At 70.8% G+C, this 16,739-nt stretch carries 16 protein-coding genes and 1 pseudogene; 14 read left to right on the forward strand and 3 right to left on the reverse strand.

What is annotated here, in order from left to right; genetic code table 11:
* Position 1: 1 nt before the first annotated feature.
* Positions 2-772 (reverse strand): SDR family NAD(P)-dependent oxidoreductase, encoded by a 771-nt coding sequence (locus ACVFYP_RS02175; RefSeq protein WP_499198482.1) that lies wholly within the window; start codon positions 770-772, stop codon positions 2-4.
* Positions 769-2,607 (reverse strand): capsular polysaccharide export protein, LipB/KpsS family, encoded by a 1,839-nt coding sequence (locus ACVFYP_RS02180; protein ID WP_499198483.1) that lies wholly within the window; start codon positions 2,605-2,607, stop codon positions 769-771. The genes ACVFYP_RS02175 and ACVFYP_RS02180 overlap by 4 nt, the downstream gene beginning before the upstream one ends.
* A gap of 106 nt (positions 2,608-2,713) precedes the next feature.
* On the opposite strand from ACVFYP_RS02180, the gene ACVFYP_RS02185 reads away from it, so the two are divergent.
* From ACVFYP_RS02185 to ACVFYP_RS02220, 8 genes are all read left to right on the forward strand, one after another.
* Positions 2,714-3,145: an RT0821/Lpp0805 family surface protein gene (locus tag ACVFYP_RS02185; protein WP_499198484.1), complete on the forward strand. Its 432-nt coding sequence runs from the start codon at positions 2,714-2,716 to the stop codon at positions 3,143-3,145.
* A 10-nt stretch (positions 3,146-3,155) separates the two neighbouring features.
* The gene (locus ACVFYP_RS02190) at positions 3,156-3,995 is read left to right on the forward strand and encodes an ABC transporter permease (protein ID WP_499198485.1); all 840 of its coding nucleotides are present in this window, start codon (positions 3,156-3,158) and stop codon (positions 3,993-3,995) included.
* A gap of 10 nt (positions 3,996-4,005) precedes the next feature.
* Positions 4,006-4,656, forward strand: a complete 651-nt coding sequence (locus ACVFYP_RS02195) for an ABC transporter ATP-binding protein (RefSeq protein WP_499198486.1) — start codon at positions 4,006-4,008, stop codon at positions 4,654-4,656.
* A complete protein-coding gene (locus ACVFYP_RS02200) occupies positions 4,625-5,836 on the forward strand; it encodes a KpsE/RkpR family capsule polysaccharide export protein (protein ID WP_499198487.1) in 1,212 nt (403 codons plus the stop codon). The genes ACVFYP_RS02195 and ACVFYP_RS02200 overlap by 32 nt, the downstream gene beginning before the upstream one ends.
* Before the next feature lie 102 nt (positions 5,837-5,938).
* Positions 5,939-7,732, forward strand: coding sequence for a polysaccharide biosynthesis/export family protein (locus ACVFYP_RS02205; protein WP_499198488.1), 1,794 nt, complete (start codon positions 5,939-5,941; stop codon positions 7,730-7,732).
* A gap of 164 nt (positions 7,733-7,896) precedes the next feature.
* Positions 7,897-8,877, forward strand: coding sequence for a tripartite tricarboxylate transporter substrate binding protein (locus tag ACVFYP_RS02210; RefSeq protein WP_499198489.1), 981 nt, complete (start codon positions 7,897-7,899; stop codon positions 8,875-8,877).
* A 66-nt stretch (positions 8,878-8,943) separates the two neighbouring features.
* Positions 8,944-9,858 carry a hypothetical protein gene (locus ACVFYP_RS02215; protein WP_499198490.1) on the forward strand — a complete coding sequence of 305 codons (915 nt, stop codon included), beginning with the start codon at positions 8,944-8,946 and terminating at the stop codon, positions 9,856-9,858.
* 53 nt (positions 9,859-9,911) lie between these two features.
* On the forward strand, positions 9,912-10,904 hold the full coding sequence (locus tag ACVFYP_RS02220) for a CorA family divalent cation transporter (protein WP_499198491.1): 993 nt from the start codon (positions 9,912-9,914) through the stop codon (positions 10,902-10,904).
* Between the two features lie 4 nt (positions 10,905-10,908).
* Here ACVFYP_RS02220 and ACVFYP_RS02225 read toward each other — a convergent pair whose 3' ends face one another.
* On the reverse strand, positions 10,909-11,340 hold the full coding sequence (locus ACVFYP_RS02225) for a nucleoside deaminase (protein ID WP_499199527.1): 432 nt from the start codon (positions 11,338-11,340) through the stop codon (positions 10,909-10,911).
* Between the two features lie 54 nt (positions 11,341-11,394).
* Between ACVFYP_RS02225 and ACVFYP_RS02230 the strand changes: the two genes are divergently transcribed.
* The 6 genes and pseudogenes from ACVFYP_RS02230 to ACVFYP_RS02255 all read left to right on the forward strand — a co-directional run bounded on the left by ACVFYP_RS02230 (position 11,395) and on the right by ACVFYP_RS02255 (position 16,702).
* Positions 11,395-12,108: a gamma-glutamyl-gamma-aminobutyrate hydrolase family protein gene (locus ACVFYP_RS02230; protein ID WP_216872897.1), complete on the forward strand. Its 714-nt coding sequence runs from the start codon at positions 11,395-11,397 to the stop codon at positions 12,106-12,108.
* Positions 12,105-12,866: pseudogene (locus ACVFYP_RS02235) on the forward strand (pseudouridine synthase); the annotation flags it as partial. The gene ACVFYP_RS02230 and the pseudogene ACVFYP_RS02235, both read left to right, overlap by 4 nt.
* Before the next feature lie 139 nt (positions 12,867-13,005).
* Positions 13,006-13,563: a 16S rRNA (guanine(966)-N(2))-methyltransferase RsmD gene (gene rsmD / locus ACVFYP_RS02240; RefSeq protein ID WP_499198492.1), complete on the forward strand. Its 558-nt coding sequence runs from the start codon at positions 13,006-13,008 to the stop codon at positions 13,561-13,563.
* A 6-nt stretch (positions 13,564-13,569) separates the two neighbouring features.
* Entirely contained in the window at positions 13,570-14,277 is a 708-nt protein-coding gene (locus tag ACVFYP_RS02245) for a sulfotransferase family protein (protein ID WP_499198493.1), read from the forward strand.
* A 108-nt stretch (positions 14,278-14,385) separates the two neighbouring features.
* Positions 14,386-15,177 carry an EAL domain-containing protein gene (locus ACVFYP_RS02250; protein ID WP_499198494.1) on the forward strand — a complete coding sequence of 264 codons (792 nt, stop codon included), beginning with the start codon at positions 14,386-14,388 and terminating at the stop codon, positions 15,175-15,177.
* Positions 15,178-15,223: 46 nt separating this feature from the next.
* Positions 15,224-16,702: a methyl-accepting chemotaxis protein gene (locus ACVFYP_RS02255; protein ID WP_499198495.1), complete on the forward strand. Its 1,479-nt coding sequence runs from the start codon at positions 15,224-15,226 to the stop codon at positions 16,700-16,702.
* Positions 16,703-16,739 lie beyond the last annotated feature (37 nt).

Consider the following 16,739-nt stretch of genomic DNA (forward strand, 5'->3'; position numbering starts at 1 on the left):
GCTACGCCTCCGGGCTGACCCGGAAGCGCATGCGCCGCACCGCCCAGTCGCCAAGGCGGGGCGGCAGCAGCGCCAGCATTCGCAGGCCGAGGGCCAATACCCACGGGAAGGCGGCGCGGGGCGCGCCGGCTTCCAATGCGTGCCGCACGCGGTCCGCCGCCTGGTCCTGGGTCAGCAGGAACATGCGGCGGCCATGGAAGCGCGCGCCCATGGCGCTGTCGAAGAAGCCGGGCGTCACCACCGTGACCCTGATGCCGGATGGCCCAAGCTGGGCGCGCAGGGCCTCGCCCCAGCCGATCAGCCCGGCCTTGCTGGCGCAATAGCCCGGAAAGTCGGGCAGGCCGCGCAGCCCGGCGACGGAGGCGATCAGCCCGATCCGCCCCGCGCGCCGCGCCCGCATGCCCGGCAGCAGCGGCCCCACCAGGTTGATGGCGCCGATCAGGTTCACCGCCACCTGCCGCGCCGCCGCCGTGGCATCCTCCGGCGTGCCGTCCGGCGCGGTGCCGGCGGAGGTGCCGGCATTGGCGATCACCAGATCGACCGGCCCCGCCGCCTCGAAATCCGCCAGGGCGGCGGCCAATGACGCGGCTTCGGTGATGTCGCAGGCCAGGGTGGTCACGCTGGCGCCCTGCGCGCGGCAGGCCTCGGCCACCACCTCCAGCGCCTCGGCGGAACGTGCGGTGAGCAGCAGCCGCGCGCCCGGCACGGCGTAGCGCCGGGCCAGCGCCGAGCCGAGGCCGCGCGAGGCCCCGCTGATGACCACCCCCGTCATCGCCATCCCCGCAGCCTGGAGATGACCCGCGTGACAAAGCCCTGGGCGGCGCGGAGGCGGGCGCGGCGGCCTGTGGGAAACAGTTCGGGATGGGCCATGCGGTCCAGCAGCACCTCCGGCGGGCAGGGCAGGCGGGTCAGCGGGTCGATGCAGCGCGGATAGAGGATCAGGGCGCCGGCCACCAGCTCGTCCAGGGTCAGGCGGCGGCGGCGGGGCGGGGTGGCCGTCGGGCCGAAATCCTCGGTCAGGCCCCAACCGGCATAGAAGGGCGTGCCCCAGCAGGTCACCTTCAACCCGCGCAGCAACGCCTCGAAGCCGGTGAGGGAGGTGATGGTGTGCACCTCATCCACCAGGCCCAGCAGCGGCGCCATCGGGGCTTGGCGCAGCACCTGGTCGGCCAGACCGGCGAGGTCGGCGGTGGCGATCCGGCCGCGCCGAAAGCCGGCCTCGATATCTGGATGCGGCTTGTAGATCAGCCAGGCCTCCGGCGCCGCCGCCCGCACCGCGCGCAGCAGGTCGAGGTTGTGGCGGATGGTGCCGGCGCCCTGGCGGATGGAGGCGTCATCCTCCACCTGGCCCGGCACCAGGATTCGGCGGCGGCCGTCCGGGGCGGTGATTTCCGGGGTCGTGCCGGGAAGGTTGTATTTGGTGACGCCGCGATTCACCACGGCGCGGCGCAGCGCGCGGGCGCGTTCCAGCAGGGCCGGCGGGAAGGTGGCCTCGGCCAGCAAGCGCGCCAGGTCACTTTCGACCTTGGGGTCGTAATAGGGGCCGCCGGCATCGACCGCGAAGGAGGCACCGGCGCGAAAGGCCGCGCCAAGGCCGGCGGAGCGGATGAAGCCATCCTCCAGCCAGCGCAGCGGCACGCCCGCCTCGGCGCAGCGGGCGGGCAGGTCCGGCGGCGCGCTGGCGGCCCAGGCCAGCACGGCGCCGCCGCGCCGCCGCGCGGTGGCGACCGCCCTCTCGGCCTTGCCGGTGAAGCTCGGGGGTGGCGCATCGCTGGCCAACAATTCACGCAGCCTGTCGCGCTTATAGGGATGCGCGCCGAGGCAGACGGCGATGCCGCGCGACTCGCTGGCGCGCGCCTGCCACAGCGCCAGCAGATCCAGCGCCTCCGCCACCGTGCAGGGGCGGTTGCGGAAGGGGTCGGCGGCATGGGTGGCGGCGAGCAGGGCGGCCCAGGCCTGTAGGGGATCGGCGCCCGCCAGCGGCCCATCGGCGAGCGGCACCCCGGCGGCGAGCGCCAGCAGGCCCAGCTCCCGGCTCGCGCCATGCAGCGGCAGGCCGAGGTCGAGCACGGCCCAGGGGTCGTGCAGGGGCAGGCTGCCGGGCAGCACCGGTGTGCCGGGGCCGAAGGGGTCGCAGAGCAGCAGGGGCGCGGTGCCTTCCGCCCGAAGCCGCGCCAGGCGGGCGATCGCCTTCCCCTGGGCCGCCGGGTCGCAGGGGTCGAGCAGAATGGCCCGCGCGCCGGCGGCCTGCGGCGGTGGCTCCCCCGGCAGCGCGCCGAAGCGCCCGGCCCGCATCGCCGCCATCACTTCCCGCGCCTGGGCCAGGTCGGGCTGATCGGGTGATGAGGCGAGGGCACTGGCCAACGGGTCCGTCCCGGCAGCCACCACCAGCAGCACCGGTACGCGGCGCGTGCCCAGCAGCGGGGGGCGGAAGGGCCCTGGCGTATAGCGCAGCGACGCCGCGCCTGGCGCGCCGGCGGGCCGCGCATCGGCTGGCTCCGCAGCCCGGGTCTCGTGGCCCGGGAAGAAGGCGGGCAGGTGCGGCAGGGCGGCGAGGGCGGCCGGGGGAAGCCGAATGATCGACAGCGTGGCGTCCTCGGGGCTCAAGCGAAAGCGCTGGCCCGGGGACCCCGGCGCGCCGCCTGCCGTGAAATGGATGAAGTTATTTGCATTTTGCCTAGCGCACGACCTTCGGCTAGTCTGCATCACCATGATGCACCGCACACAAGCTTTGGCCCAGCCGAAGTTGCACCACATCCCTGGCCTGCCGGCCGGCCGTGCGCCGGGGCGCGCCTTGCTGGCCATGGCCGCGCTGCTGGCCCTGGCGGGTTGCGGTCGGGGTGGTGAGGGTGTGTTCAGCAACGCGGCGGTCACGGCGCGTCCGGCGGTGGTGTCCTCCGACCCGGTGGTGATCTTCGCCAGCCGTGCCCAGCCAGGCGCGACGGAGCGCCTGACCCTGGCCGATGGCCAGGCCGCGCAGGTCCGGCTTGTGCGAACCTATTACGCCGCCAGCGGCCGGGAATGTCGTGAGTTGCGGGTCGATGCCGGCATGGCCGAGCGCTCCCGCCTGATTTGCGCCGCGCCGGAAGGCGGCTGGGTAGAGGCCCGTCCGCTGCTGCGGGGCGGCGGGGCCGCCCGGCCGTGAGACACGCGCCATGAGTGCCGCGACTGGCGGCATGCATGGGCCGCCCGTGGGCCTGCCGGAGCGGAAAAGCGGCATTGCCCGGGTGGTGGAAGGCTTTTCCGTGCAGCGCCGGGTCATCCATGCCCTGCTGCTGCGCGAATTGCAGACCCGGTTCGGCCGCGGCCATCTGGGCTTTCTGTGGCTGTTCCTGGAACCGCTGCTGCTGGCCACGGCGATCGGCCTGCTGAAGTCGCTGATCAGTTCCCGCGAGATGGGCCATGTGCCGCCCTTCCTGTTCGTGGTGATCGGCTACGCGCCCTATTTCGCCTTCCGCGCCATCATCAACCGCGCGACCACCGCCTTCCAGGCCAATATGACGCTGATGTACCACCGCCAGGTCCGGCTGGTGGACATCATGCTGGCCCGCAACCTGCTTGAGATGGGCGCGGTGACCTGCGTGCTGCTGGTCGTCATCTCCGGCACCGCCTGGTGGACGGGCATGAGCCCGCACAGCGTGCCGACGCTGGTCGCCGCGCTGATGCTGCTTTTCGCCTTCGCCAATGGCCTCGGCCTGCTGGTCGCCGCCGGCGCCGCGCGGTGGGAGGTGGTGGACCGCATCGTTCATCCGCTGACCTATGTCGCGCTGCCCTTTTCCGGTGCCCTTTTCGCGCTCCACTTCCTGCCCCGGAGGTGGCGCGAGGTGCTGCTTTGGAATCCGCAGGCCAATATTCACGAGATGATGCGCGACGGCATGTTCGGCGACATGATCCCGGCCTATTACGACATCTATTACATCGTCGGCTGGGTGGTGGCGGTGAACCTGCTCGGCCTGGCGGCGGTGCGCGCGGTGCGCACGCGGCTCGAATTCTGAGGCGCGGGCAGTGATCTACTTCGACCGGGTCTCCAAGCACTACGACCTGCGCGGTGGCGGCAAGAAGCAGGTGCTCCGCAACGTCTCGGGCATCATCCGCCCTGGCGATGCGGTCGGTATCCTCGGCCGCAACGGGGCCGGCAAGTCGACATTGGTGCGGATGCTGGCCGGGGTCGAGCACCCGACATCCGGCCGCATCGAGCGGCGCATGAGCGTGTCCTGGCCGCTGGCGCATGGCGTCGGCCTGCAGAATTCGATGTCGGGGGCGGACAATGCCCGCTTCATCGCCCGCATCTACAACCAGCCGATCAAGCAGGTGCTGGATTTCGTCGAGAACTTCGCGGAACTCGGCCCCTATATGAACATGCCGGCGAAGACCTATTCGGTCGGCATGATGGGTCGGCTGCTGCTGGGCCTGTCCTTCGCGGTCGATTTCGACTGCTATCTGATCGACGAGGTGACAGCGACCGGTGACCAGCGCTTCGTGCAGCGGGCGCAGGAACTGCTGGCGGAGAAGACGCGCGGACGGTCGCTGGTGCTGGTCACCCACGTTCCCGAACACCTGAAGCTCTATTGCCGCTCGGCTGCGGTGCTGAATGAAGGCAGCCTGACCTTCTTCGAGGACGTCGATGAAGCTGTCGCCACCTATAAGGCCCTCTGAGGCTGCCACCACCACGACCGCGGCGCCGGCCGCGGTGCCGCGCGTGCGGCAGCGCGCGCCCAACCCGCTGGCGCGGCTGGTACCGCGCGGGCCGCTCGGCTGGTACATGCTGCTGGTGCTGCTGCCGACCTTGCTGGTCGGCCTGTACTACGCAACCTACGCCACCGACATGTACGAGGCCGAGGCGCGCATCCTGGTGCGCGGCCGGCCCGGTGCGAGCAGTTCGGGCGCCGGCGGCATCGCCAGCATCCTCGGCGCCAGCGCCGGCTCGATGCGCCCGGGGGCGGAGGAGGCGCAGGCCGTCACCTCCTTCGTCGACAGCCTCAGCGCCGTCGATGGGTTGCGGCAGCGACTCGACCTGCCGGCGATCTGGCGCCGGCCGGAAGCCGACAGGATCTCGCGCCTCTGGTACGAGGATCCGGAGGCGGAGCGGCTGCTGCGCTACTATCGCCGCCGCGTCAGCGTCGCCTACGACCTCGAGACCAGCATCATCACCCTGAAGGTTCTGGCCTACCGGGCCGATGATGCGCGCATGCTGGCCGAGGCGCTGCTGACCATGTCGGAGGATCTGGTCAACCGCTTCTCCGCCCGTACCTCCGAGGACACGCTGCGGGTCGGGCGCGAGGAGGTGGCGATCGCCGAGCAGCGCGTGGTCGCCGCCCGTGCCGCCCTGACCAGCTTCCGCGAACGCGAGCAGACCCTGGACCCCACCGCCTCGGTGGGTACGGCGGTCGAGACCGTCGGCCGGCTGGAAGGCGCGCTGGCCCAGACCCGGGCGGAGCTGCAGGAGAAGCAGGCCTTCATGCGGCCGGACAATCCGCAGATCCAGGTGCTGAACAACCGCATCGCCGCGCTGCAGGCGCAGATCGCCACCGAGCGCGCCCGCCGCACCCGGGGTGACGAGACCCTGACGCAGCAATTGTCGGGCTATGAGCGCCTGCAGCTGGAACGGGAATTCGCCGAGCGGGTCTATTCCTCCGCCATCGGGTCGCTGGAAGCGGCACGCGCCGATGCGCAACGCCAGCAGGTCTTCCTGATGCGGGTGGTCGAGCCGATTCTGCCGGAACGCGCCACCTTCCCCAAGGCGATGTTCAACACCATCACCCTGCTGGTGGCACTGACCGTGCTATACGCGATCGGCTGGCTGGTGATCGCCGGGGCGCGCGAACACGCGAGCTGAACCGGCCCCGGCGCGCAGCCGGGGCTTGGCATTTTGCGACGAGACAGGACAGTGTAACGGCCGGCCGGCTTCGGCCGGCCCTTCTTCCGGATTGTGCCCGATATGCCCGACGTGTTCTGCCGCCTGCCAAGCACGCTGACGCGCCTCGCCCCGAAGGCGGCGGCTCTGAAGATGGCCCTGGTGGGGGCCATGCTGGGGGCGCTGCTGCTGCCCGGCCTTGCCAATGCCCAGATCCAGGCGCCGGGCCTGCCCACGGGTCAGGCGGTGCGGGGACCACAGGTCGGTACGCTGCCGGCCCTGCTCGGCAGTGCCGCGGATACCATCACCACCTCCCGCGCCGGCTCGGCCACGGCGGCGGAAGGCGGGCCCACCGCGGTTGGCCCGATCGGCGACCCGGCGCGGGCTGCCGGCCCGGCCACCGTGGTGTTCGGCGCCGCCCTGTTCACCCGGGCACCGGCCTCGGCCACTGACGCGCCCAATCCGAACTATATCATCCGTGCCGGCGACCGCGTTTCCGTCACCATCTGGGGCTTCATCGAGGCCTCCGTGGTCGGCGTGGTGGATCCGGAAGGCAATCTGTTCCTGCCGCAGATCGGCCCGATCCGCATCGCCGGCACCCGCGCCGGCGACGTGCAGCGGGTGGTCGAGGCGGAGGTCCGCCGGGTCTATTCGCAGCAGGTGCAGGTCTATGCCGTGCTGCTGAATGCCAGCCAGGTCGGCGTCTTCGTCACCGGCCCGGTGCGGCTGCCCGGTCGCCATCTGGGCGCCGGCTCCGACAGCATCCTGGATTATCTGAGCCGTGCCGGCGGCGTCGATCCGGGCCGAGGCTCCTATCGCGACATCGCGGTCAATCGCGGCGGCCGGACCGTGGCGCGGGTGGACCTGTACCGCTTCCTGCTGACCGGCCAGCTACCGAACATCTCGTTGCAGGAAGGCGATACCATCGTCGTGGCGCCGCAGGGCGCCATGGTCGGGGCGGATGGCGCGGTGCGCAACAACTTCCTGTTCGAGGTCAGCGGCCGTTCCATGCCGGGCCGCGAACTGCTCAGCCTGGCCCTGCCGCTGCCCTCCGCCACCAATGCGGTGATCCGCGGCAGCCGCGGTGGCCAGCCCTTCGCGCGCTACGCCACGCTGCGGGAACTGGGCAGCCTGCAGCTGCAGGACCAGGACACCATCACCTTCATCACCGACAGCCCGGCGCCCACGGTGCGCGTCAGCATCGAGGGCAGCCGCATCGGCCCCTCCGTGCTGATCACCGATCGCGACACCACGCTGTGCACCCTGCTCGATTACGTTGCGGTGGACCCGGTGCTGGCCAATCCGGCCGGCGTCTTCCTGCTGCGCCCCTCGGTCGCGGCGCAGCAGGCCCGGGTGATCCAGGAGGCGATGGACCGGCTGGAACGCCAGCTTTTCATGGCCGTCTCCGTCACCAGTGGCGTCGCCGCGATCCGCGCGAGCGAGGCCAACCTGGTGTCCAGCTATATCCAGCGCGCGCGCCGCAGCCGGCCTGAAGGCCGCATGGTGGTGATGGACCGCACCGGCCGTTGCGCCGATGTGCGGCTGGAGGATGGCGACGTGGTGGTGGTGCCGGAGCGGGTGCAGACCGTTCTCGTCTCCGGTGAGGTCTCGATCCCGCAGGCCATCATCTGGCGGCCCGACATGCGCATCCCGGACTATATCCGCGCGGCCGGTGGCTTCGCCGAACGTGGCGCGGAAAGCCAGGTGATGATCCGCAAGGCCTCCGGCGAGCTGATCCTGGAGCCGACGGAAGGCCCGGCGCCGGGCGACGAGCTGATCGCCCTGCCGCGGCTGGACCCGAAGAACCTCCAGATCGCCAGCGACCTGCTGAACCTGGTGTTCCAGACCGCGCTTTCCGCGCGCGCCTTGCGGGACTGAGCCGTTCCGCCACCGCCGCGCTGGGCGCGCGGCGGTGGCGCATCACCCCCTGGTCATCCTCGCCCAGTCATCCCCCTTGGCAGTTGCCGCCGTTCCCCGCGCGCGATAGGCATTCGGACAGAACCGGTCCGAAGGCCGGCGCGACCAACAGGGGAACACGTGCCATGATCATCCGACGTCATACCGCCATGGGCCGACGTGCCACGCTGGGGCTGGGCGCCGCACTGCTCGCCGCCCCTGCCGTCTGGGCGCAGGACCGCTATCCGAACCGCCCCATCCGCATGATCGTGCCCTGGGGCGCCGGCGGCACCACCGATATCCAGATGCGCGTCCTGGCCGAACAGGCCTCCAAGCGGCTCGGCCAGCCCATCGTCATCGAGAACCGGGCAGGGGCGGGCGGCATCCTTGGGCCGCAGCAGCTTCTGAGCGAGCGCCCGGACGGCTATGTGCTGTCGCAGATGCCGATCAGCGTGCTGCGCCACCCGCAGATGGCGCAGCGGGCGCTGTTCAACCCGCTGGAGGACTATTCCTACGTCATCCACCTGACCGGCTATCTGTTCGGCATCGTGGTGAATGCCGAAAGCCCCTGGCAGAACCTGGAGCAGTTCCTGGATTACGCGAAGGCCAATCCGGGCCGGGTGAACTACGGCACGCCGGGCGTCGGCACCTCGCTGCACATCACCATGGAACAGATCGCGGGCCAGCGCGGCATCGAATGGACGCATGTGCCCTTCCGCGGCTGGGCGGAGAACAGCCAGGCGCTGCTCGGCAACCAGATCCAGGCCAGCGCTGACAGTTCCGGCTGGTCGGAACTGGTGCAGTCCGGCCGGATGCGGCTGCTGGTGACCTGGACGGCGGAGCGTGCGAAGCGCTTCCCCAATGTGCCGACGCTGAAGGAAAGCGGCATCGATATCGTTTCGGCCTCCCCCTACGGCCTTGCCGGGCCGAAGGGGATGAATCCCGATCATGTGAAGGTGCTGCACGACGCCTTCCGCGAGGCGCTGTTCGACCCGGCCCATGTCGCCATCCTGGACCGATTCGACATGGCGCCCTTCCATCTGGGGCCGGAGGACTATGCCTCCTTCATGCGCCGCCAATATGCCGAGGAAGGCGAGATGATTCGCCGGCTTGGCCTGCGGCTGTGACCTGCGGGCGCGGGCGGTGATGCCCGCGCCTCTTCCACGCCCGGCGGTGTCATGGCATGGGCGGGCATGACCTCCACCGCCCATATCCGCTGCGGCGACGATCTTCGCGACCTTCTGCCGCAGGCCGGCTGGGAAGGATCCTACCTGCCGATCGCCGATCCGGTCTGTGTCGGCGCCGTCTCCGATGACGAGCTGATGGCCTATCTCGGCCGTCGCGCGCGCGTCATCGCCCTGCATGCCGGGGTGGATGCGGAGGCGGCGCGGCTGCGGCTGGGTCGTGAATACATGGCGTTGAACGCGCTGGCGAAGTTCGACCGCGTGCTGCTGTGGTTCGAGCACGACCTCTGGGACCAGGCCTGCCTGATCCGGGTGCTGTCGCTGCTGGCGGGCCGTGCGCCGTTGGACGGGCGGCTGTTCCTGATGCCGGCGGATGGCAAGCGCCCCTTCGCCCTGATGCCGGCGGAGGAGGTCGCGGCGCTGCAACCACAGCCGCTGACCGCCTTGCAGTTGGAAGCCGGTGCCGAGGCCTGGGCGGCCTTCGCCAGCCCTGATCCGGTGGCGCTGGACAGTCTGACCCGCCGTGCCTCCCCCCTGCCGCATCTGGCGGTGGCCATGCGCCGCCACCTTCAGGACCTGCCCTGGCGGAGCGATGGGCTGGCGCTGACCGAACGGATGCTGCTGCGCGCGGTGGCGGAGGGCGCCACCGACCTCGCCGCCGCGCATCATGCGCTGCGCATCGCCGATCCTGTCTTCCATGTGACCGACCTGATCGTGCGCGAGCTGGCGGAGCGGCTTTCCACCGGGCCGCTGCGGCTGGTCACGCGGGACACGCCCTGGCGGCTGACCGAGCGTGGCGCAGCCGTGCTGGCCGGCACGGCGAAGCACCGCCCGGCGCCGCGTTTCCAGGCCGGGGTGATGGTGGGGCCGGATCCGGTCTGGTGGTGGGACCCGCGCGCCGCGGGGGTCCACGAAGCCGCCTGACGCAGCCGGCCGGGCAGGTCTATAAGCCGGCCGTGCCGACCGGTAGGTTCCCCATGCCCGATAGCCCTGCCAGCCTGCCGCCCTGCCATGGTGTGATCGCCGCCTGGCGGCTGGGGGAGGGGGCGGCGCCGCTGGCGCCGCAGGCGGTTGCCGCGATGGTCGCGGCGGGGGAGGCCCCGCTCTGGCTGCATTTCGACCTGGTGGATGCGCGCGCGCGGCATTTCCTGCTGGCGCTGCCCGCGCTGCCGCAGGCGGCCCGCGCCGCGTTGGTGGAGGCTGAGGAGGCGACCCGGATCGAAGCCTCCGGCGATGCGCTGTATGGCTGCCTGCCCGACATCCACTACGATGCCGATGCGCCGGCCGCGCCGCCGGTGGGGCTTCTGCACTTCGCCCTGACGCCCCGGCTGCTGGTCACCGCCCGGCGCCATCCGCTGCGCGGCGTGCATCTGGCCTTGCAGGCACCCCAGGTCGCGACGCCGGCGGAGGCGCTGGCCAGTGTGCTGCGCCTGTCGATGCTGGAATTCGGCCAGGTGATCGGCCTGCTGGGGCGGCAGATGGCGCGGATCGAGGACCAGCTCCTGCGCCCCGGCGGCGATCCGCCGCGCGACCTGCTCGCCGCCCTGCGACGGGAAGCGCTGCGCCTGTCGCGCCATCTGGACCCTTTGGCCGAAGCGCTGGACGATCTGGCGGAGGATGTGGCGGAGGCTCGTCTCGGGCCGGTGGCGCCCCTGGCCACGCCGCTGCTGCTGGAATCGCGGCGCGCGCGGGTGGCGGTGCGGGCATTGGCCGCGGTGCTGGAACGCGGCCGCATCGCGCAGGACCAGACCGCATCGCGCGCGGCGGAGGAAACCAACCGGCGGCTGCTGGTGCTGTCGGTGATCTCCGCGGCCATGCTGCCGGCGAGCCTGGTGGCGGGCATCTTCGGCATGAACGTGACCGGCGTGCCAGGGGTGGAGGAGCCGGGCGGCTTCGCCCTGGCGCTGGCATTGATCGGCGCCTCGGTCGCCGGCGTGCTGGTGGCGCTGCGGCTGGGGCGGTTGTTGTAGGGGCCTATCGCAGCCCCGCGAAAAACCCGCGCAGCAGCGCCGCCGACTCGCTCTCCCGCACCCCGCCCACCACTTCCGGCGCATGGTGGCAGGTGGGTTGGGTGAACAGGCGGGGGCCGTGGTCCACGGCGCCGCCCTTCGGGTCATAGGCGCCGAAGACCAGGCGCTTCACCCGGAAGAAGGCCATGGCCTGGGCGCACATGGCGCAGGGCTCCAGCGTCACCCACAGCGTCGCGTCGGGCAGCAGCTTGTCGCCCGCCGCCGCAGCGGCGGCGCGGAGCGCCAGCATTTCGGCATGTGCGGAGGGATCGCGGCGGGCCTCCACCTCATTGCCCGCCTGCGCCAGCACCCGGCCGGCGGCATCCGTCACTACGGCGCCGACCGGCACTTCGCCCCTTGCGGCGGCGGAATGGGCTTCTTGCAGCGCGATTTCCATCGGGGACATGGCGCGATGCTTGCCCTGACGGCGGGCCGCGGTCTAGCAACCGGCATGAACAAACGCCCGGTCATCGGCGTGACCCTGGATGCGGAACCGGCCGGTGGCTGGTCGAAGCTGCCCTGGTACGCGCTCCGCCAGAACTATTTTGCCAGCATCATTGCTGCCGGCGGCTTGCCCGTCGCCTTGCCGCATTTTCCGGAATTGGCGGTGGACTACCTGGACGCCATCGACGGGCTGCTCGTCACGGGTGGAGCCTTCGACGTGGACCCGGCGCTGTGGGGCGGCGGGGCGCCGCATCCGAAGGTCACGCTGAAGCCGGGCCGGACGGATTTCGAACTCGCCGCCGTGCGCGCCGCGCTGAACCGCGACATGCCCGTGCTCGGCATCTGCGGCGGCCAGCAGCTTCTGGCGGTGGCCCTCGGCGGCACGCTGATCCAGCACATCCCGGATGAGGTGCCGGGCGCGCTGGCGCATGAACAGCCCAATCCGCGCACGGAGCCGGGACATGAGGTGGCGATCACGCCGGACACGCTGCTGGCCAGCATCGTCGGCGCCCCCCGCATGGCGGTGAACAGCGCGCATCACCAGGCGGTCGCCACGGCGGGGTCCGGCGTGGTGAACGCCGTGGCGCCGGATGGGGTGGTGGAGGGAATCGAATTGCCCGGCCATCGCTTCGCCCTCGGCGTGCAATGGCACCCGGAATATGCCGTGGACCCGCGCGACCCCGATATCCTCGCGGCCTTTGTCGAGGCGGCCCGCCGATGACCGACGAGACGGAAGACAGCGCCGAACGCGGCGAACGCATCGCGAAGTTCCTGGCCCGCGCCGGCATCGCTTCCCGCCGCGACGCGGAGAAGCTGATCGCCGAGGGCGTGGTGAAGCTGAACGGCAAGAAGGTGGATGGCCCCGCCACCTTCGTGCAGCCGGGCGACCGCATCTCCGTCTCCGGCAAGACGGTGGCGATGCCGGAACGCACGCGGCTGTTCCGGCACCACAAGCCGGATGGCGTGGTCACCACCCATAAGGACCCGCAGGGTCGGCCGACGGTGTTCGAACGCCTGCCGCCGGCCCTCGGCCGAGTCATTTCCATCGGCCGGCTCGACCTGACCAGCGAGGGGCTGCTGCTGCTGACCAATGACGGCGCCCTGGCCCGCAAGCTGGAACTGCCGAGCAATGGCTGGCTGCGCCGCTATCGCGTGCGGGTCTTCGGCCATGTCGATGAACGCGCCTTCGCGGCGCTCGCCCGCGGCGTGACCATCGAGGGCGTGGCCTATGGTCCGATCGAATGCGGGCTGGACAGCCGCCAGGGCGGCATCGCCTGGCTCACGGTCAGCCTGAAGGAAGGCAAGAACCGCGAGATCCGCCGCGTGATGCAGCATCTCGGCCTGCAGGTCACCCGGCTGATCCGCACCGCCTATGGCCCCTTCCAGCTCGGCACCCTGCCCAAGGGCGCGGTGGAGGAGGTGCATCCGAAGGTGATGCGTGAACAGCTCGGCATCGGCGAGGCCCCCGCCAAGCGCCGGCGGCGGGAGGAGGTGGAGGCCGAGGCCGCTGCGGCCGCAGCCCCGCCACCCGCCGAACCCGCCGCGCCGGTCAGCAAGCGCCCGACCCGCCCGGGCAATATCCCGCGCGCCCGCAACGCCGAACCGAAGAGGCCACCGCGTGCTGCGACTCGTCGCCGGACTCCACCGCGGGCGTAGGCTGGCCGCGCCGCCGGGGGAGACCACGCGGCCGACCAGCGACCGTGTCCGCCAGGCCATCTTCGACATGCTGCTGCACGCCCCTTGGGCGGGGGCGGAGGCGGTGGAAGACCGGCGTGTGCTGGACGCCTTCGCCGGCAGCGGCGCCCTGGGGCTGGAAGCGCTGTCGCGTGGCGCCGCCCATGCCAGCTTCCTGGAACAGGACCGCGTGGCGCTCGCCGTGCTTCGGCAGAATGTGGCCAGCCTGAAGGAGGAAGCGCGCTGCACCGTGCTGGGCGGCGACGTTTTGCGCCCTCGCGCCCCGCCCGCGCCCTGCGACCTCATCCTGCTCGACCCGCCCTATGGGAAGGATCTGGTGCCGAAGGCCCTCGCCGCGCTCGGCGCCGCCGGCTGGATCGCGCCCGGCGCGCTGGTGGCGGCGGAGCTGGGGCGGGAGGAGGCGCTGGAGGTGCCCGGCTGGGCGGAGGTCGCGTCGCGCGAACATGGCGCGGCGCGGGTGGTCTTCCTGCGCGCGGGTTGAGGACAGGTGCCGGTCTACGTCCTCACCCACCACAAATGCGCCAGTGCCTGGTTGGCGCGCTATGTGAATGACTATGCCCGGATGAACGGGCTGGCGAGCACCGCCACCCATCACAGCGCCGCCCTGCCGGACCCGCAGGGGGATGTGACCATCCTGGCCAATGCCGATCACGGCTTCCTGGCGGGGCGCATCCCGGGTGGCATCCACATCATCCGCAACCCGCTGGATCTGGTGGTCTCCGCCTACCACTCCCATCGCAACACCCATCCGACCGATGGCTGGTCGCAACTGGTGGCGCAGCAGGCGCTGCTGCGGGAGGTGCCGGAGGCGGAGGGCATGCTGCTGACCCTCGCCTTCCTGGAACGCGCCGATTTCCATCCGGATTCGGTGGGCCCGCTGCATGCGCTGCGCCGTTGGGATTTCGACGATGCCCGCTTCACCACGCTGCGGATGGAGGAGATGGTGCAGCGCCCGAATGAGCGGCTCGGCGCCCTGCTGAAGGCCGCCCATCCCGGCCATCTGCTGCCCCCCGCGGAGCGCCACAGTTTTACGGCCCTGACCGGCCGCGCGCCGGGCCAGGTGGATGCGGCCTCCCATTACCGCTCTGGCCAGCCGGGCGAATGGCGCCATGCCCTGCCAGGCGCCGCCATCGCCTATCTGCGCGCGCATCTGGAACCGCTGCTGCGGCGGTTTTATCCGGAGACGCTGGCCTGAGGGGCGGTCCGCGTTCAGCAGTGTGAGGATTTGTCAAGGGATGCTGCCATAGAACAGCCCTGGGCGTTACCGCCCTCCCGCCTGTTCTCCTCATGGACTGCATTTCAAATGCCTCGCTCGCCCAAGGCCTGTGCCGCCTGCCAGACCGAAAGGTCGCTGCCCGCCTTCACCATGGCCTTCCAGCCCATCGTCGATGTCGAGGCCCAGCGGATCGATGCCCATGAGGCCCTGGTGCGCGGCCCCGGTGGGGAGGGGGCGCGGAGCGTGCTGGACCAGATCGACGCCGACAGCCTCTATGCCTTCGATCAGGCGTGCCGGGTGAAGGCGATCGAGCTGGCGGCCCGGCTCGGCATGACCACGCGGCTCAACATCAATTTCCTCCCAAATGCGGTCTATGAGCCGCGCGCCTGCATCCGACGCACTCTGGAAACCGCCGCCCGCACCGGCTTTCCGCTCGACCGCCTGACCTTCGAGATCGTCGAGAATGAGCGTATCGCGGACCCCACCCATACCCGGTCGATCATCGAGGAATATCGTCGGCAGGGCTTCCAGGTGGCACTGGACGATTTCGCCACCGGCTATTCCGGGCTGCTCCGGCTGGCGGAGCTGCGGCCGGATATTCTCAAGATCGACCTTGCTCTGGTCCGGGACTGCGACAAGGACCCGGTGCGGCGCGCCATCATCGCCAGCCTGGTTGGTCTCTGCCGCGAGATCGGCATCAAGCTGGTGGCGGAAGGGGTGGAGCGGGAAGGGGAAGTGACGGCGCTGCGCGAGATCGGCCTGCGCTACATGCAGGGCTTCCACTTCTCCCGCCCGGTGTTCGAGGGCCTGGCCGGGCGGGAGGTTGCCATGCTGGACAGGTATTCCGCCGAGCATGCTCCCGCGTCAGTCAACGTTTAACCGCTTCACGATATCGTGGGTTGGCGAACGAAGAAGGTTCCCCCGCATGCTCGCCGCGCTGACCCGCAAAGCCCAGCCCCCCGCCACGGCCCGCGCTCTCGATGCGCTGCGAGCCAGCGTCATGATCGCCGATACCGATCTCGTCATCCGCTACATGAACCACGCCGCCATCAAGCTGATGCAGGAGGCGGAGGCGGAGCTGAAGCGCGACCTGCCGAACTTCAGCGCGGCGCGGCTGATCGGCAGCAGCATCGACGTGTTCCACAAGAAGCCGGACCATCAGCGCGGCATGCTGAAGGCGCTGCAGGCACCCCATGCCGCCACCATCAACGTCGGCGGCCGTACCTTCGACCTGCTGGTCACGCCCCTGACCGAACAGGGCCGCCGCACGGGCTTCGTGGTGGAATGGTCGGATGCGCGCGACCGGCTTGAGAATGTCGACTATGCCGGCCAGATCTTCGCCATCAGCCGGTCGCAGGCGATGATCCAGTTCGCCCTGGACGGCACCATCCTCGACGCCAATGCGAATTTCCTGAAGGCGTTGGGTTATACGATCGAGGAGGTGCGCGGCAGGCCGCACAGCATGTTCGTGGACGCCGCGACGCGGGAAAGTCCCGATTACGCCGCCTTCTGGGACAAGCTGCGCCAGGGCGCGTTTCAGGCTGGGCAGTTCCGCCGCCTGGGCAAGGGCGGTCGCGTGGTCTGGATCGAGGGCGCCTACAACCCGATCCTCGATGCCAGCGGCAAGCCCTGCAAGGTGGTGAAGTTCGCCACCGACATCACCGCGCAGATGCAGCTGCTCGCGGACCTCAAGACGCTGATCGACAGCAATTTCGCGGAGATCGACGGCGCCATCGCCCAGTCGAACACTGAGGCCTATTCGGCCGCGAGCGCGGCGGATGAGGCGGCGCAGGGCGTGCAGCAGGTGGCTGCCAGCGCCGAACAGCTCGCCGCTTCCATCGGCGAAATAGCGCAGAGCATGGCGCGGTCCCGCGGCGCCACCGACGATGCCTTCGCCCAGACCGTGGCGGTGGCCGACAACACCGAATCCCTGGCCACCGCCGCCCAGGCAATGAGCAGCATCGTTGGCCTGATCCGCAACGTCGCCAGCCAGATCAACCTGCTGGCGCTGAACGCGACGATCGAGGCGGCCAGGGCCGGGGAGGCCGGGAAGGGCTTCGCCGTGGTGGCGAGCGAGGTGAAGAACCTCGCGGTGCAGGCGGCGCAGGCAACCCAGCAGATCTCGCGCGAGATCGATGGCATCCAGGCCACCTCGGCCACCGTCGCCTCCGCCCTAGGCGCGATCCGGGACGCGGTGACCACGGTGCGCGAAAGCGTCGCCGCCACCGCCTCCGCCGTCGAGGAGCAGAGCGTCGTCACCCAGGGCATGTCGGCCAGCATGCACAACGCCTCGACCGCCGTCTCCACCGTCTCCTCCAATATCTCCGGCATTTCGGGCGCCGTGGCGCAGGCGGCGGAGGCGGTGGCCAAGACGCGGGAGGCCGCGGAAGTATTGGTGCGGTAGCGACGGGCCACCGCTCCGTCAGGCGTGCCTCCGGCGC

Source organism: Roseomonas sp. F4 (assembly GCF_053891155.1).